Raw genomic sequence first — 20618 nt, 5'->3', positions numbered from 1 at the left:
CAAGTGATTGGAAAGGAAGTAATAAGTGTGACTGAAAAAATAGACGAATACAAGGAACGGTTAGCTCTGATTCAGCAAAATGGAAATCTTTCTATCGAGGCTGAGGCTTTGCTGGAAGAGATGATGGCAGATTTGGTGGAATTGAATCGAAGCAATAAAGCGCTGCGGCGGGCAATAATGAAAACTGGGCAGGCCTCCACAATGTCGACTCGTTTAAGGGATGCACTGTACGAATAGAAAAAGAGGGTATGCGAATGGGTTTGATTTTCTCTTTTCTCAAAAAATATAAAGTCGCTGCAATAGCTGCCCTAGTGATGATGCTTATTGAACTAGCGGTGGAATTGTCACAGCCTTTACTCATTTCCAAAATTATTGACCAGGGCATTAAAGAACAGAATTCCTCTGTAGTATGGCTTTGGGGCGGTGTATTGATCGGCAGCGCGGTAGTCGCGTTTATAGCTGGAGTGTTAAGTTCTTTTTTTGCTGCCCATGCGAGTCAGAGCTTTGCTTTTGATCTTAGGGACAAGTTATATGAAAAGGTACAATCCTTTACATATGAAGTATTCAATCGGTTTGCTACCTCGTCGCTGATCACACGTCTGACCGGCGATGTATCGCAGCTGCAGGACACTATATTTATGAGCCTTCGCTTTATGACACGGGTGCCACTGGTTGTGGTGGGCAGTGTGATTATGGCATTGGTTGTTCATGTGAAGCTGGGATTATTTCTCACTGTAGCTCTACCTTTGTTGCTTCTCTTCCTTTACTTCATCATGAGAAAAGCTTCTTTGTTATTTCGCAACGTACAAAATCGTATAGACGGTGTGAATGGAGTAATTCAGGAGAATCTTACAGGAATTCGCTTAATCCGTGTGTTCGTGCGCATGGGACATGAGATTGGACGTTTCACGGTATTTAGCGGGAATTTGATGAGATCCACGGTATCTGCGCTGCGTTTGACCGAGACGACGATGCCATTTGTTATGCTAATTGTGAATGCAGCGATTATGCTGATCCTATGGTTTGGACGGATTGAGATTGCAAATGGGGATGCTACTTTAGGAGAAACCGTTGCGGTTATTAATTACTCTTTACGAACCATTGGAGCATTGTCGGCAATATCTGGGCTAGTCGTTACAATTTCTAGGGCACGCGCCTCCTCACAGCGTATTACAGAAGTGATGTCAGCAGGCGCTGGAGTTAAGGAAGGCGGAGCCGCTAAGAGCGAACCGATACAGGGACATGTTCAATTTGAAGGCATCAGCTTCAAGTATCCTGAAAGTAACATTTCAGTGCTTGAGGATATTACTTTTGAAGTTTCTGCTGGTGAGCGAGTAGCGATTATGGGAGCCACCGGATCAGGTAAGTCTTCTCTTGTCGGTCTCATCCCACGTTTATACGAAGAGACAGACGGCATCATTAGCATTGATGGGCAAAAGAGCAGCGATATCGATATTTCAAGATTGCGGCGATCGATTGGTTACGTTCCTCAAGAAGTACAGCTCTTCAGCGGATCGATCCGCGATAATATCGCTTGGGGCAATGAACATGCCACACAGGAACAAATCGAACACGCAGCGGCTGCCGCTCAAATTCATGCAACAGTGATGGAATTGCCTAATGGTTATGACACGATGCTTGGTCAACGAGGGGTAAATCTGTCTGGTGGGCAAAAGCAGCGGTTGACCATTGCTCGGGCGCTTGTGAGGAAGCCTGCTATTTTGATCCTCGATGACAGCACGAGTGCGCTTGATGCTGTGACAGAAGGACTTTTGCTGGAGGCACTAAAAGAGATTTCATGTACAACCTTCCTGATTACTCAAAAGATCAGTTCAACTGCATCTGCCGATTTGATTTTGCTGTTGGACGAAGGGCGCTTAATCGGTAAGGGATCACATGAGGAGCTTATGGCAAGCTCTCCGCTGTACCGCAAGATTTATGAATCACAGGTAGAGGAGGCGAAGCAGCATGTTCAAAGCACTTCTTGAACCCTTTCGTCACCCAAAACCCGTCATTGAGCTTGGAGCTGGAAGAAGTCTTGGTTCAGCAGCTGGAAGGAAGCCAAAAGCGAAGGCGAAGGATTGGGGCGGCACGCTCATGCGGATTTGGAGCTACCTTGCCGAGCGTAAAGCTAAGCTTTTTCTCGTTCTGTTAATGGTGGTCTTCAGCTCGGCTTTAGCGCTGCTCGGGCCTTATATGATTGGTAGAGCCGTGGATGATTATCTGGAAGGCACTGGCGGACGTTCGTGGACGATTTTTTTGATCAGCCTTGCTAGTGTGTATATTTTCTATTCTTTAACATCTTGGCTGCAAAATATTTGGATGATCGAAATCGCTCAGGAGACCGTATTTCGGATGCGCACGGAGTTGTTTTCTCATCTGCATCGTTTGCCGATCTCATTTTTTAACCGGAGACAGCAGGGCGAAATTATGAGCCGCCTCACCAACGATATTGAGAATGTCAGCTCTACGCTGAATAGCTCAGCTATTCAGATCTTTTCCAGTGTGTTGACGTTGCTCGGAACGGTTGGTGTAATGCTGTGGCTTAGTCCTCTTCTGACGCTGCTTACATTCCTGGTTGTGCCTTTGATGCTATTAGGCATGCGCTGGATTACTCGGCGTACGGGTCCGCTTTTTAAAGAACGTCAGCGCAATGTGGGTGAGTTAAATGGTTATATAGAAGAGACGTTATCCGGTCAACGGATTATCAAGGCTTTTTCACAAGAGGAACGGGTCATCGCTGGTTTTCATGAACGCAATGAGCGAATTATGCTCTCTGGATACTGGGCACAGTCGATTTCTGGCTTCATTCCTAAGCTGATGAATGGACTTAATAATTTGAGCTTCGCTATTGTTGCTGGAGTTGGCGGTCTGCTAGCGATCCGTGGGGCAATAACGGTCGGAGTGATTATCGTATTTGTTGAATACACGCGTCAATTTACTCGCCCTCTTAATGACTTAGCGAATCAGTGGAATACACTGCTGTCAGCGGTTGCAGGAGCGGAGAGAGTGTTTGAAGTGCTGGACGAAGAGACGGAAGCTAAAGATGAAGGTGCAGCCACTTCGCTGGTTAAAGTTGAAGGTGCAGTGAAGTTCGAAAATGTATCTTTTTCATATGACAGAAGTTCTAACACACTGCATGATATTAGCTTTGAAGCGAAGCCTGGTGAGATGATTGCCTTAGTAGGACCTACCGGTGCCGGCAAAACAACACTTATCGGGCTGTTATCTCGTTTCTATGATCCTAATCAGGGTAAGATTACGCTGGATGGCTTAGATGTCACTTCGATTCGGCGTGAAAGCCTGAGGAGCCATATGGCATTTGTATTGCAGGACTCCTTTTTATTCAAGGGCAGCATCCGCGATAATATTCGTTACGGTAGACTGGATGCTTCCGATGAGGAGGTCGAAGCGGCGGCGAAGCTGGCTAACGCTCATTCTTTTATTATCCGAATGCCGGAAGGTTATGATCGAATGCTCTCTGCTGATGGCAGCGGCATAAGCCAAGGACAGAAGCAATTGCTATCCATTGCAAGGGCTATTCTTGCCAACCCTTCCATGCTTGTTCTTGATGAAGCCACTAGCAGTATCGATACCGTGACCGAAATCAAGATTCAGGAAGGACTACAGGCGTTGATGAAGGGACGGACCAGCTTCGTTATTGCCCATAGACTGGGTACCATCCGCGCTGCAGATCGAATTCTTGTTCTTCAAGGGGGCAGATTATTGCAGCAGGGCTCTCATGAGGAGTTGTTGAAGCAAGGGGGCTTGTACAGCGAGTTGGTTCAGGGTGGCCGTAGAGAGTCGCTTGATAAAGCTGGGCTTTAAGCTGTGCATAAAAAGGCGGGAGTTTTCAAGGAAGCGCAAGTTGCGTCCATGAGAACTCTCGCCTTTATGTAATGTGTGGAGATTCATTTTGCATTCGAAGGAGTTGTTGGATGGTTTGATTTAACCTTCTTTGGAATGAATTCTATTGTACAAAGTACAATGAGAGGGGGATTTTGCTGCCTAGGAGATCGTTTCTTGCGCTGCAGCTTGCTTCGCTTGTTGTTTCTCCTTGAACCGAGGGCCAACATAATTGCGTTTGCGGTCTCTTGCTAGAATCCAGCCCCCAAGGAAAGTCATACCTGCTGCAAAGAGAAGGAAACCACCGCCAAAGTGAAGCCAAGCGAAATCTGGGACAACGGAGTCATCGCCATGCATAGAGATATAATCAAAAATATCGTCCTTCATCATTAAGAAGCCCTTCATTGCAATTAAACCAGGAAACACAAGAATAAGGATGGCAATGAAGCGTGAAATTAACAGTTTCATAAATGTCTCCTACCCCTCTTAGCCCATTAGATTCAAACATATGATAACGCTTTAGTAAGAAAAAGTCTATTTGGATATGACGTTTATAAGTTTTGTAATACTCTAAAAAGAGAGTACAATATACAATGTAAAATGAACTTACGTGTAATGACTGGAGGATACATATCATGACAATTTCATGTGACGTGGCCATTCTTGGCGGAGGAACCGGGGGATATGTGGCAGCCATTCGCGCTGCACAGCTTGGTAAGTCCGTCGTCGTCATCGAAATGGACAAACTGGGAGGAACCTGCCTGCACCGTGGCTGCATTCCTAGCAAATCGCTGCTCAGAAGTGCAGAAGTATATGCTGAAATCAATGAGAGCGAGAGCTATGGCATTGAGACAAGCGGTGTACAGCTTGTATTCCCGAAAGTACAAAAGCGCAAGGAAGCGGTAGTTGAACAACTTCATCAGGGCGTACAATATTTGATGCGCAAAAATAAAATACAAGTTATTAAAGGCAAGGGGCGTGTGACGGGTCCCTCTATTTTTTCCCCACGTAGTGGTGCTGTTGCTGTAGAACTAGAAGACGGTGAAATGGAAACAGTGGTCTCTAACCATCTTATTATTGCTACAGGATCTCGTCCGCGTGTATTACCTGGTCTGGAACCAGACGGGAAAGTTATTCTTAGCAGTGATGAAGCACTCACGCTCGACGAGTTACCTTCTTCCATCATTATTGTTGGAGGCGGAGTAATTGGGGTGGAATGGGCCTCTATGCTTGTCGATTTCGGAGTACAGGTTACGGTAGTTGAAGCTGCTGGTCAGTTACTACCTCAAGAGGATGAAGAAGTAGCTAAAGAACTGCAACGCTTATTGAAAAAACGTGGCGTTAAAGTTCTAACTGAAACTACAGTAGATGCTGCAACCTGTAAGGTAACTGAGGATGGAATAACGATCGATGCCCGTAAGGGAGAGCAAACTCAAAGTTTATCCGCAGAAAAGCTGCTAGTATCCGTAGGCAGAGTAGCAAATATCGAGAATATTGGTCTGGAAAATACAGATATTCGCTTTGATAAAGGAATTATCGCTGTAAATGCTAGTATGCAAACGGCTGAACCGCATATTTATGCGATTGGCGACTGTATCGGTGGATTACAATTAGCACATGCGGCCAGTCATGAAGGCATTATGGCGGTCAACCATCTCGCTGGTGAGAGACTTCATCCTTATCATACACATCTTGTACCGCGCTGTGTCTATACACGTCCTGAAGTAGCGAGTGTGGGTCACACTGAGAAGGAAGCTAAGGCATTGGGACATGATGTGGTGACTGGAAAATTCCCTTTCTCTGCCATTGGCAAGGCGATTGTGTACGGTCAGAAGGACGGGTTTGTTAAAGTTGTAGCGGATCGAACCAGCGGAGATATTCTCGGTGTGCAGATGATTGGTCCGCATGTAACGGATCTAATCGGAGAAGCGGCACTAGCCCAACTGCTTGATGCAACACCTTGGGAAATTGGTGAGGCCATTCATGCTCACCCTACGCTTTCGGAGATCGTTGGAGAAGCAATGTTAGCAGTAGACGGAAGATCTATCGGGATTTAGCTTTTCTTTTTGGGTAAAAAGGGATTATAATAAACTCAAGCCAAGTCTTAGTACCAGGTTTTAAGATCAGGATACAATTGGTCTTAAATCCTGTAAGACTCAGGCTTTATGAATAAGGAGGTATCTCTTTATGGAATCCCAAGATACTGTAGAAACGATTAACAGACATAAGCAGCTTGGACTAAGTGACGGTCAGGTCATCGATATGTACAGATATATGTTGCTCGCACGTAAATACGACGAGCGCAGTCTGCTGCTTCAGCGCGCTGGCAAGATTAACTTTCATGTCTCCGGCATTGGCCAGGAGGCGGGTCAGGTAGCAGCAGCATTTGCGCTGGACCGGCAGAATGATTATTTTTTACCATATTACCGTGATTATGCTTTCGTACTCTCCGTGGGTATGACTACTCGTGAACTGATGTTGTCTGTGTTCGCAAAGGCAGAAGATCCAAACAGTGGTGGGCGGCAAATGCCAGGTCACTTTGGTAGTAAGCGTTTGCGTATTGTGACAGGCTCAAGTCCGGTAACCACGCAGGTCCCTCATGCGGTTGGTTTTGCTTTGGCAGCCAAAATGCAAAAGAAAAAGTTCGTCTCATTTGTAACCTTCGGAGAAGGCTCCAGCAACCAAGGCGATTTTCATGAAGCTTGTAACTTTGCCGGAGTGAATAAGCTGCCGGTTATTATTATGTGTCAGAATAATCAGTACGCGATCTCTATTCCTGCTCACAAACAGCTGGGCGGTAAGGTCAGCGACCGTGCTCTGGGTTATGGGTTTCCAGGTGTGCGTGTAGACGGCAATGATCCACTGGAAGTATATCGTGTCGTTAAGGAAGCTCGGGAAAGAGCACTTGCGGGGGAAGGTCCTACGTTGATCGAAGCTATGATGTACCGTTTATCTCCACACTCCACCTCGGATAATGATTTGGCTTACCGGACCAAAGAAGAGGTTGATGAGAACTGGAAGAAGGACGGCGTAGCAGGATTCCGCAATTACCTGATCGGTCTGGGACTTTGGAGTGACGAGCAAGAACAAGATCTTATTGCTGAATGCAATCTTGATCTTAAAGCAGCTATCGAATATGCTGACAACGCTCCATTCCCGAAACCGGAAGATACACTGCTGCATGTTTACAGTGATTCCGACCTGAAAGGAGGAGCATAAACCATGGCTATAATGGAATATATCGATGCCATTCGGCTCGCTATGAAGGAAGAAATGGAACGCGATGAATCCGTGTTTGTGCTTGGCGAGGACGTGGGGCTCAAAGGTGGCGTATTTACCACAACAAAAGGTCTGCAAGAACAGTTCGGAGAAGAGCGTGTACTAGATACACCGTTAGCGGAATCGGCTATAGCTGGTGTGGCGATTGGTGCAGCTATGTATGGTATGAAGCCTATTGCTGAAATGCAGTACTCTGATTTCATGCTTCCAGCAACGAATCAAATCATTAGCGAAGCGGCCAAAATCCGCTATCGTTCAAATAACGATTGGAATTGTCCGGTTGTCATTCGTGCGCCTATCGGCGGCGGTGTATTCGGCGGTCTGTACCATTCTCAGTGCCCGGAATCGATTTTCTTCGGTACACCAGGATTGAAGATTGTCGCACCTTACTCTGCTTACGATGCAAAAGGGCTATTGAAAGCAGCCGTACGTGACCCTGATCCGGTTTTATTCTTCGAGAACAAGAAGTGCTATAAGCTGATCAAGGAAGAAGTGCCAGAAGGTGATTATATCGTTCCAATTGGCGAAGCTAATCTGCTGCGCAAGGGAACAGATATTACGGTTATTGGTTATAGTTTGCCATTGCATTTTGCGATGCAAGCAGCAGAAGAATTGGAGCGCGAAGAAGGCATTACAGCGCATATTCTGGATCTGCGGACCTTGCAGCCCCTTGATCGTGAGGCGATCATAGCTGCTGCTCGTGAGACAGGGAAGGTTCTTATTGTGCACGAGGATAATAAAACGGGCGGTATTGGCGGCGAAGTGGCGGCGATTATCGCTGAACATTGTCTATTTGAACTAGACGCGCCGATCTTCCGTCTTTGTGGTCCGGATGTTCCGGCGATGCCAATCAGCCCACCAATGGAGAAGTTCTTCATGCTTAGCAAAGAAAAGGTGAAGGCGGAAATGCTTCGATTGGCGCAATATTAAAATAGTTAAGTGGAAGCGAAGCTTCGTAAAACTTAAGATTATGCTTACGAAGAAAGTTTTACTTCGTAAACCATAAGCGAATGCTTACGATGCAAGTTTTACTGCGAAGTATTTCTAATAAGCGAAGCTTCGTAAAACTTTTAAGATTATGCTTACGAAGTGAGTTTTACTTCGTAAAACATTTGAGGAGTGAAAAGATGTCTGACAACCAAAAGTTGACTGACGTGATCATGCCGCAGCTGGCGGAATCGCTAGTATCGGCGACGATCGGCAAATGGCTGAAGAAACCGGGTGATCCGGTAGAGCAATACGAACCATTATGTGAGCTTATTACAGATAAGGTAAATGCTGAATTGCCTTCAACGATAGATGGAGTTATGGGTGAACTATTAGCGGAAGAAGGCCAGGTTGTCAATGTCGGCGAAGTCATTTGCCGTATTGCCGTGCCTGTGACAACATCTGCTGCTCCAAACGTGACTAACACAGTTGCAGCTAATTCGTCTAATAATATTGCAGGACAAAATGCTACATCAACTGCTAACGATTCAATGCGTGCGCGGTATTCTCCCGCAGTACAGACTTTGGCGGCTGAGCATAACATCGACCTGACTTTAGTTATGGGTACTGGTATGGGTGGTCGGATTACCCGTAAGGATGTGCTGGCCTTTATCGAAAGTGGCGGAGCTACATCTCCAGCTTCGATTTCTGCTAGTCAACCTGCCCCAGTGGTGTCACAACCGCCTGTTCCACAGTTCGTTCAAGCCGAAAAGAAGAAGACGGAAGAGCCTCTTCGTCATTCGGGTCTACATTTAAGCGAATCTCCTCGTATTCCAACCATTGAAGTTGAGGGTGGTCGAGGCAGCAGTTCTGAATATCTGATTGATGTAACTCCAATCCGGAATACAATCGCTACAAGAATGCGCCAAAGTGTCTCTGAGATTCCGCATGCTTGGACCATGATTGAGGTAGATGTGACTAATCTGGTCGCACTGCGCAATAAACATAAGGATGAGTTCAAGCGTAAAGAAGGCATTAATCTAACCTATCTCGCTTTCATGATGAAGGCTGTTGTGAGTGCGATTAAGGATTACCCGATTATGAACTCTGTCTGGGCTGTAGACAAAATTATTGTCAAACGTGATATCAATATCTCGTTAGCGGTAGGCACAGAAGATTCGGTTATCACTCCTGTGATTAAAAAGGCTGATCAGAAAAATGTCGCCGGGTTGGCTCGTGAGATTGATGAATTGGCACAAAAAACCCGCGAAGGCAAACTGAGCTTGGAAGATTTGCAGGGAGGGACTTTCACTGTAAATAACACAGGTTCTTTTGGCTCCATTCTATCTTATCCAATCATTAACTATCCACAGGCTGCGATCTTAACCTTTGAATCGATTGTGAAAAGACCTGTGGTTATTAACGATATGATAGGTGTGCGATCAATGGCTAATATCTGTCTGTCACTGGATCATCGGATTCTGGACGGAGTAATTTGCGGCCGTTTCTTACAACGCGTCAAGGATAATATTGAAGGATATACACCGGATACTAAACTCTACTAAATAATGACGAGCCAAACTGTGCAGGCATGAGACTGAAAAAGGGGACCTGACGGTATGAATAATTCGGATATTCGTAAGCTGCAGATATCATATGACCCCATTATGGAGTATGGAAAGGCTTGGGATCTGCAAAAGGAAAGTGTGCACGCCATTGATGCTGGTGAGCAACCGGAACGACTGATTCTTTTGCAGCATCCTCCTACCTATACCATTGGTTCACAGAATCATCCCGAACATCTTCTTCTAGATCAAGAGCAGCTCAAAGAAAAAGGAATTGAGCTGTTTGAAATCGACCGGGGAGGAGATATTACATATCATGGACCGGGTCAGCTTGTAGGTTATCCGATCCTTATGCTCGGTGAAGATGGTAAGGTAGATTTACACGGGTACTTGCGCAGTCTGGAGGCAGTAATTATTGATTATTTGGCATCCTACGGAATTGTAGGGGAACGGAAGCCGGAGTATACAGGGGTATGGGTTGGCGACGAGAAGATCTGTGCTATTGGTGTCAAGTTTAACAAAAGCAAATTCCGAAGAGGGTTTGTTACTAGTCATGGGTTTGCCTTTAACATCTCTGAAGGAATATCTGGACACGGCTTTCAAGGAATTATTCCATGCGGTATCACCGAATTTGGAGTAACCTCCCTAGAGGAGTGTGCAGGTCGTCGTTTTGAACTTCAAGATGTGGCCAGAGAATTGGTCCCCTATTTCCTAAGACACTTTCCATATGAAGAGCAGGATGAGTTCTTCGACACTATGGCTAAGGCTGATTAGTGAACAAACAAGCAAGCCAAATAGCGGCAAGGGAATCCCTAGCCGCTATTATCAATGTTCCTTGTATAGATATTAACCTGCAAGGAAAGGCTCGATAACCATAAAGAGCGTAGAGGCAATCATGGCGAACAACATGACGTAGATGAAGATTTTGAACCACTTATTACGTTGCATGAGTAACTCCTTTAGATTTAGTTTAAGTTAATAGCATAAAGATGGTCTTTCTGTACAACCATTGTAACGTATTCACGAAAGAGAGGGAAGTCCAGTGATTTCACAAGACAGATTGATTCAAGAATTTATGGAACTTGTCCAAGTTGATAGTGAAACAAGAAATGAACGGCAGATTGCCGATGTACTTAAGAGTAAATTTAACGCTCTGGGATTAGAAGTTACCGAAGATGATTCCCAGGAAAGAACAGGACATGGAGCGGGTAATCTGTTCATTACCTGGCCGGCTGAGAACGGTGGAGCTGCACCAAAGCTACTGTTCACTTGCCATATGGATACGGTTGTTCCTGGACAAAATATCAAGCCTACGCTTGGCGCGGATGGATGGATTACAAGTGACGGCACTACAATTCTTGGAGCGGATGACAAAGCTGGACTAGCTGCACTATTCGAAGCAATTAGAGTGATTCAAGAGCAAAAATTACCACATGGTCAGATTCAGTTTGTAATTACTGCGGGTGAAGAATCTGGATTGCTAGGTGCGCGTTCGATGGATCCGAGTAACTTGGATGCAGATTTCGGTTTCGCACTCGATTCCAATGGTGAAGTCGGAGCGATTGCAGTTGCGGCACCTACGCAAGCTAAAATAACGATGCAAATATTTGGAAAATCTGCTCATGCAGGTGTTAATCCAGAGGACGGCATCAGTGCGATTCAAGTAGCCAGCAAAGCGATCGCTGCTATGAAGCTTGGTCGGATCGACAACGAAACGACTGCGAATATCGGTAAATTCGCCGGCGGCGGCCCTACGAATGTGGTGTGCGATCACGTTCAATTGGATGCCGAAGCACGTAGTATCGTGCAGGAAAAGGTTGGCGATCAAATCGCTTCGATGCGTGAAGCACTGGAGACCACTGTCCGAGAATATGGTGCAGAATGCGAATTCCGCAGTGAAATAATTTATCCAGCGTTCAGTTTTAATGAGAATGATCCAGTGGTACAGCTTGCACAGCGGGCTATTACTTCTATGGGACTCACACCACGACTGTTCCACTCTGGTGGAGGAAGTGACGCTAACGTGTTCAATGGCCTAGATGTTCCGACCGTTAACCTCGCTGTAGGTTACGAACATATCCATACTACTAAGGAACGGATTAAAGCCGAAGACATTGTTAAAGTGGCTGAGCTTGTAGTGAACATTGTTAAAGAGAGTGTAAAGGGCTAACCTTTGTATAAGGCAGTAGAGCAGCGATCCTCCGTGTAGGATTGCTGCTCTGTTTTTTTATAGGTAAGTTTTATCTACTGGACAAGGTCAAAGGACAGTGTGAAAATACCCGCGTTTAAGTTCAGCTGAGTCCGATAGGAAGATTGCTATTCAGATTCCGCAGAGGGAAGCCCAAATTTAAGGGGTGTTCCAGCAGCCAGTGAATGGCAATTGGAACACCCCCATAATTTTAAGGACAAGTATCACTATGTCCTAATGTGAATTTATCCGGCCTTAGACGGAATGATCTTGGATTGATCCTTTAGGGAAAGGATGTATGTGAGAGGCATATCGGGCCCATACCGCTCTATCCACCTAGCTAAGATGGCTTTGATTTCCTCCGGTTTACCTACCATTGTGACTGCGGATGAGCTTGTACGGCTGAAGATTTCGTTCATTTGAAATTCCTTCTTTCCCTTTAAGTTTGCTATAATACACCGTATGCAGAATAGAGATAAAGGAGACCAGAAATTTTATGGGAAACCAACATTTACACAGCAAGCCGGAGCTTGACGAAGTGACGCTGTCTACAAAGCCTATATTTGATGGGAAGATCATATCTTTACAAGTGGACACTGTGAGATTGCCGGATGGTAATACTGCAACACGTGAGGTTGTGAAGCATCCCGGCGCAGTAGCAGTGCTTGCTTTGAACAACAACAAAATGTTAGTTGTAGAACAATATCGTCAGCCTATGCACCGTACAGAGGTGGAGATTCCAGCCGGTAAGCTGGATCAAGGTGAAGACCCTTTAGTTGCGGCTGGTCGTGAGCTGAAGGAAGAGACCGGTTTTCATAGCGGTGATCTGAAGTTACTTAAATCTTTCTATACTTCTCCCGGCTTTGCTGATGAGATTATTCATTTGTATGTTACTAATAATGCCGAGCCAGGGGATATGTCGCTTGACGAGGATGAATTTTTAGAGGTCTCGGAGCTTACCTTGGAGGAAGCCTATCAATATATAGCTGACGGACGTATCGCGGACGCAAAGACGATGATGGCGGTGTACGCTTGGCATTTATACACCCTGACAGGCCAATGGAACTAACACCTGAACTGAAGAACTTCTATTGCGATCTGCATGTTCATATCGGACGAACGTCGGAAGGACAAGCGGTCAAAATCAGCGGCAGCCGTGAGCTCACTTTTGCTGGAATCGCTAAAGAAGCTGCAGAGCGTAAAGGTCTTGAGATGATAGGTATTATTGATAGTCATTCACCTGGCGTTCTACGTGATATTCAGCGTTCCTTAGAATCTGGAGAGATGACGCTAGCAGAAGGTGGAGGGATTGCTTATCAGGGGACTACGATCATCCTAGGAACGGAGATTGAAATCCGCGAACCTGGGCGAAAAGAGTGCCACGTACTCGCCTTCATGCCCGACGTGGAGCGGATGACAGATTTCAGCGCTTGGATGAGTCGCCATATGCGAAATGTGAACCTTAGTTCCCAGCGCCTCTATGCACCGGCTAGAGAGCTTCAGGATGAGATTTATGAGCGAGGAGGTATTCTAATCCCTGCACATATTTTCACGCCTCACAAGGGCTTGTACGGCTGCACTGCGGAACGAATGTCAGATATCTTTGATCTGGATCGGATAGCTGCAGTTGAGCTCGGGCTGAGTGCGGATTCTGAAATGGCAGGTTATGTTTCTGAGCTCGATAACTTCACATTCTTAACGAACTCTGATGCGCATTCACTGGGCAAATTAGGTCGTGAATATAATGTAATGGCTTTGGCACAACCTTCTTTTGCTGAACTGCGACTCGCACTTGAACGTAAGGAAGGACGGAAGGTAACTGCCAATTTCGGACTTAACCCCCGGCTTGGTAAATACCACCGAACCTACTGCGGAGGTTGCGGCAGTATTATTGACGAAGCGTATGTCACATCGGAGCGTTGCCAGTATTGTGGCAGTCTGAAATTGGTGAGGGGTGTATTCGACCGGATCCTAGATATTGCTGACCGCAAGACACCTGTAGTACCTGCAGACCGTCCGCCTTATCACTATCAGGTTCCACTTGAATTTATACCGGGTCTCGGGAAGGCTAAAATGAACGCGTTGCTGCAAGCTTTTGGCACCGAGATGAACATTTTGCATGGTTGTGGTGAAGCGGAAATTGCTAGCGTAGTAGGAGTGGATTTGGCGTCTATGATCGTTCAGGCTCGCTCAGGTATATTGGAACTATCTGCAGGCGGTGGGGGAACATACGGTAAAGTCGTACAACCTGGAAAGTAGAGTTATTGTACTAAGGACAAGTCATATCACGGGGCGTTTTCTCATATGGTGTAACATGTAACCGGAAAGGGGAACGTCTCGATGCGTAATTTAAGGCTGATGATGAAGGAACAGACGCCTCTGTATATTTTTGTCGGCGTATTATTTCTGGTAGGTGTTGTATTTGGAGCTCTTATCGTTAGTGCGCTTACGATGGATCAGCAACAGGAGCTGAGTGATTATCTGGGGAATTTCTTTGTAACGGTTGATCAACAGAGTCTACCAGCAGCACCTGATTCGTACTGGAGTATAGCGGCCTTGAATCTAAAATGGATTGGGCTGATCTGGATCCTTGGATTATCAGTCATTGGGTTACCGGGGATCTTGATCCTTGATTTTCTTAAAGGGGTATTGATCGGTTTTACGGTCGGTTGTCTAGTCAGTCAATATTCGTGGCACGGGATGCTGTTTGCTCTAGTCTCTGTGGCACCGCACAATCTGGTGCTGATCCCTGTGTTGTTAGTGAGTAGTGCTGCGGCAATTGCCTTTTCCTTGCAGATGATTCGTAGCCGAGTGTTAGGTCAACGCCGGACACCAGTGACGCGACCTTTTACTATGTACACGATATTGTCAATTGTGATGGCGCTCTTGATTCTGGGCGTTTCTAGTTTTGAGACCTATGTTACGCCGATCATGATGCGCTGGGTTACGCCTTCACTTGTACAAGCAGTGACGACCTTGGGATTGCAGTAAAAGCGTTTGACTTCTCAAAGCGACACCCCCTATAATGGAAGAAGTGGTTTGAAGACCGGTGAGGTAATTTTCCAAGGGGGAGGGAGACAATGGAAGCCCGGATAGACAAAATTAAGCAACAGTTACAATCCCAAGGATACAAGCTTACACCCCAACGGGAAGCGACCTTAAGAGTGCTGCTGGAGAATGAGGAAGATCATCTTAGTGCAGAAGATGTTTTTATGCTCGTGAAAGAGAAGGCTCCCGAGATCGGTCTTGCGACTGTATATCGTACCCTGGAACTTCTTAGCGAGCTTCATGTCGTAGAAAAGATTAACTTCGGAGACGGTGTCGCCCGTTATGATCTACGAACAGATACTGCAAAGCACCATCATCATCATTTAATTTGTGTGCAATGCGGTAGTATGGATGAGATCCGTGAGGATTGGTTAGGACCGCTAGAAGAGCGACTGGAGAAAGAATTTAATTTCACAGTGCTTGATCATAGACTTGATTTTCATGGGATATGCTATCGGTGTAGCGATAAGAATAATTCAAACGGAAATCCGTCCTAAGTCATCTTATAATGAAATTCACTTCATAAGCTCTCCCCGGTTTTTTTACCGGAGAGAGCTTTTTAAATGATTGGTCTATTGGAGGTATACATATCAGCCGGTTTTGGTGCATAAGGTGAAGGACGAGCAGATCTTAACTATATATTAGTGGGAGGCGTCCATATGATCGTTTCTGTGCCCAAAACAGTTCGCAAGCTGTATTTTATGATCATGTTTGTGGCTCTAAGCTATTTGCTCTACAGTGCTATGAGCTGGCTTGGTGAATGGATTAGTCCGATAGAGAATTATGGAATTCCTGAAGGCACCGCTGTTCGGGCATTTGATCATGCCGATCGTGGTGATGATGGTCTGGATACAAGACAGCGCTTGCGCTTTTATTACTGGTACGGAGAATGAAAGCTTCGTGGGAAGCAGGAACAGGCGAGAAGAATGTCGAAGAAAACTAGGTGGATTCATGCAGCGTATACTAAATGTACACATCTGCAGAACCCTCATGCTGAATGTGCTGCAGGAAGTCACTATGAGTAGCTGCGCCAGGACAGGAGCGTGAAATAATGAAGTCACACTTGCAGCCTTTTTTACATTATTTATCCGGAGATAAAGGCTTATCCCCGAATACATTGGAATCTTACGGTAGGGATGTATCGCAGTTTCTGGAGTTTGCTGAAGAGCGGGGGGCAGTTCAGCCTGAGGAGATCCGAAGATCTCATGTGATGTTATATCTTGGCTCATTACGCGGAGCGGGACGAGCAACTGCAACGTTGAACAGAAACGCAGTGTCCCTTCGTGCTTTTTTTCATTATTTGTTGAAGGAACGTTTGATTGAGCAGGACCCAACGCTGGACATGGAGACAATGAAGCCTGATAAGAAAACTCCTATGGTGCTTACCATCTCAGAGATTGAGCAGCTATTAGCTGCACCAGATGTGAATACGCCACAAGGGATGCGCGATAAGGCTATGTTGGAATTGCTCTATGCAACAGGTATTAAGGTTTCTGAATTAATCTCCCTAAACGTGAACGATGTGCATACGGATATGAAATTTGCACGTTGCACAGGAACTTCCGGCAAGGAGCGGGTGGTTCCGATTGGAACCATTGCTGCTGAGAGCGTAGCGGCTTACATTTCACATATGCGGGACAAGCTGCTCCGTGATCAACAGGAGGAGCCGGCTATGTTCCTGAATAGTTTAGGCGGGAGATTAACCCGGCAAGGTTTTTGGAAAATCATAAAAAAATACGCGCGGGAAGCAAACATTGAGCAGGATATTACACCTCATACACTTAGGCATTCCTTTGCAGCCCATCTACTGGAAGGCGGGGCAGATTTGCGATCCGTACAACAAATGCTGGGTCATGCCGATATTTCGACGACTCAGATTTATAACGGTATTGCCCGTAAGAATATGAAGGAAGTATATGAGAGCCACCATCCCAGAGCTCGTTAATTCTGCTTCAAAGATGCTTTTTGTGAGTAAGATGGTTATGATGGAATCATACTGAAAGGATAGACTGGGGATTGCTCCGCAGGTTATCCTTTAGCAGAAACGGATACCTGATAAGCGGTACGTTGTATCGCTAGTTTCGGAAGCGTAAGTCTTCTGGAAGACGGTACAGCCGTTTCTTCTTGTTGGTACGAAAGAATATCTATATTAAAAAAGGAGTGAAGACAACAATGTCCTCATTTAAACGAATTGGTTTTATTGTTCTAGATAGTGTTGGTATCGGTGAAGCGCCAGATGCTGCGAATTTCGGTGATGCTGGGTCGCATACACTTGGTCATATATTGGATCGTGTACCTGGATTGAAGCTACCTAATCTCCAGAAGCTTGGGTTAGCTAATATTGCTCCGCTGCCGCCGCTTGAACCTGTAGCTTCACCAACAGGGTACTACGGCAAAATGCAGGAAGTATCAGTAGGCAAGGATACAATGACCGGACACTGGGAGCTAATGGGGCTGAAGATTGAGGTTCCCTTCAATACGTATCCTGATGGCTTTCCAGCAGAGTTGATTGAGAAGTTCGAAGCGGCAACTGGTCGCAAGGTGATCGGTAATAAACCGGCTTCCGGTACGGAGATTCTAGTTGAATATGGCGAAGAGCAAATGAAAACCGGGGCTTGGATAGTTTATACCTCTGCGGACAGCGTATTCCAGCTTGCTGCACATGAAGATATCATTCCACTCGAAGAGCTTTACAGCGCATGTAAAATCGCCCGTGAGCTGACGATGGCTCCAGAATTCTCGGTGGGTCGGGTAATTGCTCGTCCATATGTTGGCGAACCAGGAAATTTCGTTCGGACGCCAAACCGGCATGACTATGCTGTGAAGCCCCCAGAACCAACGGTAATGAACGCGCTGGCTGATATCGGCAAGGATGTTATCGCAGTAGGTAAAATCAACGATATCTTTACAGGAGAAGGGGTTACAGCTTCTTATCCTACGAAGAGCAATGAACATGGAATCGAAGTGACTATTGAGCAGCTTCGTCAACCTTTTGACGGTTTCCTGTTCACGAATCTGGTGGATTTTGATTCTTTGTATGGGCATCGTCGTGATCCAGAAGGATACGGTCGAGCACTGGAAGTATTCGATCAGGCACTGCCTGAAATTCTATCTACACTCGGTGAAGATGATCTATTGATTATTTCTGCAGACCATGGTAACGATCCGATCCATGCTGGAACTGACCATACCCGTGAATATGTACCGCTCTTAATCTATAGTCCACGGTTTAAACATCCAGAAAGTTTGGGCATTCGTGAAACCTTCTCTGATGTAGCTGCAACCATTGCAGATAACTTTGGTGCGAAGGCGCCGCAGTATGGGACAAGCTTTTTAGCGAAACTGCAATAAGAGATTGTGGGCGGCTTCACAACATTAATAAAGGAGGATCATCCATGAGCGCGTTAACTCAAAAAGAAATTCAAGAAGCAGCCATTTATATAAAAGACAAATGTCCGGTGGCTCCGGAAATTGGATTGATCCTTGGATCAGGTCTCGGTGTGCTGGCAGATCTTATCACTGATGGAGTAAGCATTCCATATGATGAGATTCCTCACTTTCCTGTGTCTACTGTAGAAGGACATGAGGGCGAGCTGTTGATTGGTATGATTGAAGGACGCCGTGTTGTGATGATGAAGGGCCGCTTTCATATGTATGAGGGCTATGGACCGGAAGTAACAGCATTTCCTGTGCGGGTTATGAAAGAGCTTGGTATAGCCAGTTTACTAGTAACGAATGCTGCTGGTGGAGTGAACACAGATTTCAAACCAGGCGATCTTATGCTTCTTACAGATCATCTTAATATGACTGGACGTAACCCGTTAATAGGGCCTAATGATCCTGCACTTGGGGTGCGCTTCCCAGATATGTCGACCGCCTACAGTCGCCGCCTGATTCAGGTAGCAAAGGAAACGGCAGCTCAGCAGAATTTCGAGTTCAAAGAAGGCGTATATGCAGGTCTCCTGGGACCTTGTTACGAAACGCCTGCTGAAATCGTAATGCTTCGTATTCTAGGCGCGGATGCTGTGGGTATGTCTACTGTATCGGAGACCATTGTTGCGCGTCATGCGGGTATTGAAGTATTGGGTATCTCCTGTATTACTAATATGGCTGCGGGAATCCTGGATCAACCTCTCAATCATGAAGAGGTGATGGAAACTGCAGAACGTGTGCGTGAGCGTTTCTTGAAGCTGGTCTTGGGCTTTATTCCGAAAATGTAATTTCGGGGACTGCATTTTGAATTACTGGGAGGTCGTATTTATGACACAAGTGATTAAACGTAAGCCATTAACGTATGATCAGGTAATGAAAGTAGTTAATTTGACTAAACCAAAATATATCGGATTTGCTCACGCAAATGTCCGTGAATTGCAGGTGTAAGATGAGAGCTGTCGATATTATTCAGAAAAAAAGAGATGGTGGAGAGCTGAGTCGTGAGGAAATATCTTTCCTAATTCAAGGCTACAGTAAAGGTGAAATTCCTGATTATCAACTTTCCGCTTGGGCCATGGCGGTTTATTTTCAAGGCATGAACGCACGGGAGACCGGCGATCTAACGATGGAAATGGCGATGTCCGGTGATCAAGTAGATCTTAGCCCAATCGCAGGAATTAAGGTTGATAAACACTCGACAGGTGGAGTGGGAGATAAGACTACTGTTGTGCTTGCTCCTTTGGTAGCCTCTGCTGGAGTACCTGTAGCAAAGATGTCTGGACGGGGTCTTGGGCATACAGGAGGTACACTCGATAAGCTGGAGTCGATCACTGGCTTCTCAGTAGAGATGGATCGAGATCGTTTCTTTGATCAAGTAGGTGAAATCGGTGCTGCCGTGATCGGCCAGTCGGGCAACATTACACCCGCAGACAAAAAGCTTTATGCCCTTCGGGATGTAACTGCGACTGTTGAATCCATCCCTCTTATCGCAAGCTCAGTGATGAGCAAGAAGATTGCAGCAGGTGCAGACGCTATTGTTCTAGATGTCAAAACAGGCAGCGGTGCTTTTATGAAGACGCTTGATGATTCTATTGCGCTTGCTCAAGCCATGGTTGACATCGGCACACATCTGGGTCGTAATACAGTCGCTATCATCAGCGACATGGATCAACCGCTCGGATATGGAATTGGCAATGCGCTCGAAATCAAGGAAGGAATCGAGACCTTAAAAGGTCACGGTCCGAAGGATCTGCAGGAAGTCTGTCTTATTCTGGGTAGCCAGATGCTTGTTCTTGGTGGCAAAGCCAAGGATGAAGAAGAGGCCCGCTCGATGCTTTTGACACATATTGAAGATGGCACAGCGCTGGAGAAATTCAAACAAATCGTGAGTGCGCAAGGCGGAGATGTTTCGCAAATCGATGATCCGGAGAAACTCCCTGCTGCCAAGCGATTCATTGAAGTGAAAGCAAAAACTAAGGGGTTCATTGAGGGGATTCAAGCAGAAGAAATCGGCATTGCTGCTATGCTGCTTGGTGCCGGACGTGAAACCAAGGAATCTGTGATAGATTTGGCTGTGGGTATTCAACTTTCTAAAAAGGTTGGAGATGCAGTAGAGGTCGGCGATACCCTTGCAGTATTGCATATCAACGATGCCAGTGAGAAGAAGGTAGAGGAAGCTGAAGATAAGGTATTAGAAGCTTACCGTATTACATCTGAGTCGATTCCACCATTACCACTGGTATTCGCGCTTGTTACGAAGGATGGGGTAACACGGTACTAGTCAAGGTAAATAAATATGGTCATGACGAAGACCCTAAACAGACAGCAGAGCA

The 20618-nt window shown here is 45.9% G+C and carries 21 protein-coding genes; 18 read left to right on the top strand and 3 right to left on the bottom strand.

Translation table 11 applies throughout. From position 1 onward, the window contains the following. The first annotated feature begins 27 nt into the window (after nucleotides 1–27). The 3 genes from R50345_RS20855 to R50345_RS20845 are packed head-to-tail and all read left to right on the top strand — an operon-like array spanning nucleotide 28 to nucleotide 3828. Nucleotides 28–237, top strand: a complete 210-nt coding sequence (locus R50345_RS20855) for a hypothetical protein (RefSeq protein ID WP_042129770.1) — start codon at nucleotides 28–30, stop codon at nucleotides 235–237. 17 nt (nucleotides 238–254) lie between these two features. Further along, nucleotides 255–1988 carry an ABC transporter ATP-binding protein gene (locus R50345_RS20850; protein WP_042129768.1) on the top strand — a complete coding sequence of 578 codons (1734 nt, stop codon included), beginning with the start codon at nucleotides 255–257 and terminating at the stop codon, nucleotides 1986–1988. Further along, the gene (locus tag R50345_RS20845) at nucleotides 1969–3828 is read left to right on the top strand and encodes an ABC transporter ATP-binding protein (protein WP_042129766.1); all 1860 of its coding nucleotides are present in this window, start codon (nucleotides 1969–1971) and stop codon (nucleotides 3826–3828) included. The genes R50345_RS20850 and R50345_RS20845 overlap by 20 nt, the downstream gene beginning before the upstream one ends. Before the next feature lie 180 nt (nucleotides 3829–4008). On the opposite strand, the gene R50345_RS20840 is transcribed toward R50345_RS20845, so the two are convergent. Continuing rightward, entirely contained in the window at nucleotides 4009–4314 is a 306-nt protein-coding gene (locus R50345_RS20840; RefSeq protein ID WP_042129764.1) for a DUF2627 domain-containing protein, read from the bottom strand. Between the two features lie 167 nt (nucleotides 4315–4481). On the opposite strand from R50345_RS20840, the gene lpdA reads away from it, so the two are divergent. From lpdA to lipB, 5 genes are all read left to right on the top strand, one after another. Continuing rightward, entirely contained in the window at nucleotides 4482–5903 is a 1422-nt protein-coding gene (gene lpdA / locus R50345_RS20835; protein WP_042129762.1) for a dihydrolipoyl dehydrogenase, read from the top strand. Nucleotides 5904–6033: 130 nt separating this feature from the next. Continuing rightward, nucleotides 6034–7065: a thiamine pyrophosphate-dependent dehydrogenase E1 component subunit alpha gene (locus tag R50345_RS20830; protein WP_042129760.1), complete on the top strand. Its 1032-nt coding sequence runs from the start codon at nucleotides 6034–6036 to the stop codon at nucleotides 7063–7065. Between the two features lie 3 nt (nucleotides 7066–7068). Beyond that, entirely contained in the window at nucleotides 7069–8055 is a 987-nt protein-coding gene (locus tag R50345_RS20825; RefSeq protein WP_042129758.1) for an alpha-ketoacid dehydrogenase subunit beta, read from the top strand. A gap of 197 nt (nucleotides 8056–8252) precedes the next feature. Further along, the gene (locus R50345_RS20820; protein WP_042129757.1) at nucleotides 8253–9617 is read left to right on the top strand and encodes a dihydrolipoamide acetyltransferase family protein; all 1365 of its coding nucleotides are present in this window, start codon (nucleotides 8253–8255) and stop codon (nucleotides 9615–9617) included. A gap of 54 nt (nucleotides 9618–9671) precedes the next feature. After that, nucleotides 9672–10391, top strand: a complete 720-nt coding sequence (gene lipB / locus R50345_RS20815; RefSeq protein WP_042129756.1) for a lipoyl(octanoyl) transferase LipB — start codon at nucleotides 9672–9674, stop codon at nucleotides 10389–10391. A 72-nt stretch (nucleotides 10392–10463) separates the two neighbouring features. Here the strand turns inward: lipB and prli42 are convergent, their stop codons facing one another. Continuing rightward, nucleotides 10464–10565, bottom strand: coding sequence for a stressosome-associated protein Prli42 (prli42, locus tag R50345_RS31375; protein ID WP_094872112.1), 102 nt, complete (start codon nucleotides 10563–10565; stop codon nucleotides 10464–10466). Between the two features lie 94 nt (nucleotides 10566–10659). Here prli42 and R50345_RS20810 point away from each other — a divergent pair, with 94 nt between their 5' ends. After that, nucleotides 10660–11787, top strand: coding sequence for a tripeptidase T (locus R50345_RS20810; RefSeq protein WP_042129753.1), 1128 nt, complete (start codon nucleotides 10660–10662; stop codon nucleotides 11785–11787). A gap of 263 nt (nucleotides 11788–12050) precedes the next feature. On the opposite strand, the gene R50345_RS31370 is transcribed toward R50345_RS20810, so the two are convergent. Continuing rightward, on the bottom strand, nucleotides 12051–12224 hold the full coding sequence (locus tag R50345_RS31370; protein ID WP_156114838.1) for a hypothetical protein: 174 nt from the start codon (nucleotides 12222–12224) through the stop codon (nucleotides 12051–12053). A gap of 77 nt (nucleotides 12225–12301) precedes the next feature. Here R50345_RS31370 and R50345_RS20805 point away from each other — a divergent pair, with 77 nt between their 5' ends. The 9 genes from R50345_RS20805 (at nucleotide 12302) to R50345_RS20765 (ending at nucleotide 20566) form a co-directional block, all read left to right on the top strand. Beyond that, nucleotides 12302–12874: an NUDIX hydrolase gene (locus R50345_RS20805; protein ID WP_042129751.1), complete on the top strand. Its 573-nt coding sequence runs from the start codon at nucleotides 12302–12304 to the stop codon at nucleotides 12872–12874. Beyond that, entirely contained in the window at nucleotides 12865–14064 is a 1200-nt protein-coding gene (locus R50345_RS20800; RefSeq protein ID WP_042129749.1) for an endonuclease Q family protein, read from the top strand. Before R50345_RS20805 ends, R50345_RS20800 begins: the two co-directional genes overlap by 10 nt. 81 nt (nucleotides 14065–14145) lie before the next feature. Further along, nucleotides 14146–14796 carry a stage II sporulation protein M gene (gene spoIIM, locus R50345_RS20795; RefSeq protein WP_042129747.1) on the top strand — a complete coding sequence of 217 codons (651 nt, stop codon included), beginning with the start codon at nucleotides 14146–14148 and terminating at the stop codon, nucleotides 14794–14796. Nucleotides 14797–14885: 89 nt separating this feature from the next. Continuing rightward, complete coding sequence (gene fur, locus R50345_RS20790) at nucleotides 14886–15350, top strand: ferric iron uptake transcriptional regulator (RefSeq protein ID WP_042129744.1); 465 nt, start codon at nucleotides 14886–14888, stop codon at nucleotides 15348–15350. Nucleotides 15351–15512: 162 nt separating this feature from the next. Next, nucleotides 15513–15746: a DUF4227 family protein gene (locus R50345_RS20785; protein WP_042129742.1), complete on the top strand. Its 234-nt coding sequence runs from the start codon at nucleotides 15513–15515 to the stop codon at nucleotides 15744–15746. A gap of 158 nt (nucleotides 15747–15904) precedes the next feature. Further along, nucleotides 15905–16798 carry a site-specific tyrosine recombinase XerD gene (gene xerD, locus R50345_RS20780; protein WP_042129741.1) on the top strand — a complete coding sequence of 298 codons (894 nt, stop codon included), beginning with the start codon at nucleotides 15905–15907 and terminating at the stop codon, nucleotides 16796–16798. A 227-nt stretch (nucleotides 16799–17025) separates the two neighbouring features. Beyond that, nucleotides 17026–18204: a phosphopentomutase gene (gene deoB / locus R50345_RS20775; RefSeq protein WP_042129739.1), complete on the top strand. Its 1179-nt coding sequence runs from the start codon at nucleotides 17026–17028 to the stop codon at nucleotides 18202–18204. A 44-nt stretch (nucleotides 18205–18248) separates the two neighbouring features. Then, a complete protein-coding gene (locus R50345_RS20770; protein ID WP_042129737.1) occupies nucleotides 18249–19073 on the top strand; it encodes a purine-nucleoside phosphorylase in 825 nt (274 codons plus the stop codon). A gap of 161 nt (nucleotides 19074–19234) precedes the next feature. Then, nucleotides 19235–20566: a pyrimidine-nucleoside phosphorylase gene (locus R50345_RS20765; RefSeq protein ID WP_042129735.1), complete on the top strand. Its 1332-nt coding sequence runs from the start codon at nucleotides 19235–19237 to the stop codon at nucleotides 20564–20566. Nucleotides 20567–20618: the final 52 nt, after the last annotated feature.

The organism is Paenibacillus sp. FSL R5-0345, from assembly GCF_000758585.1.
In the GTDB taxonomy this organism is placed as follows: domain Bacteria; phylum Bacillota; class Bacilli; order Paenibacillales; family Paenibacillaceae; genus Paenibacillus_AQ.
The sequence above is the reverse complement of the archived record's forward strand: the minus strand, read 5'-3'. Positions and strand labels throughout refer to the sequence as shown.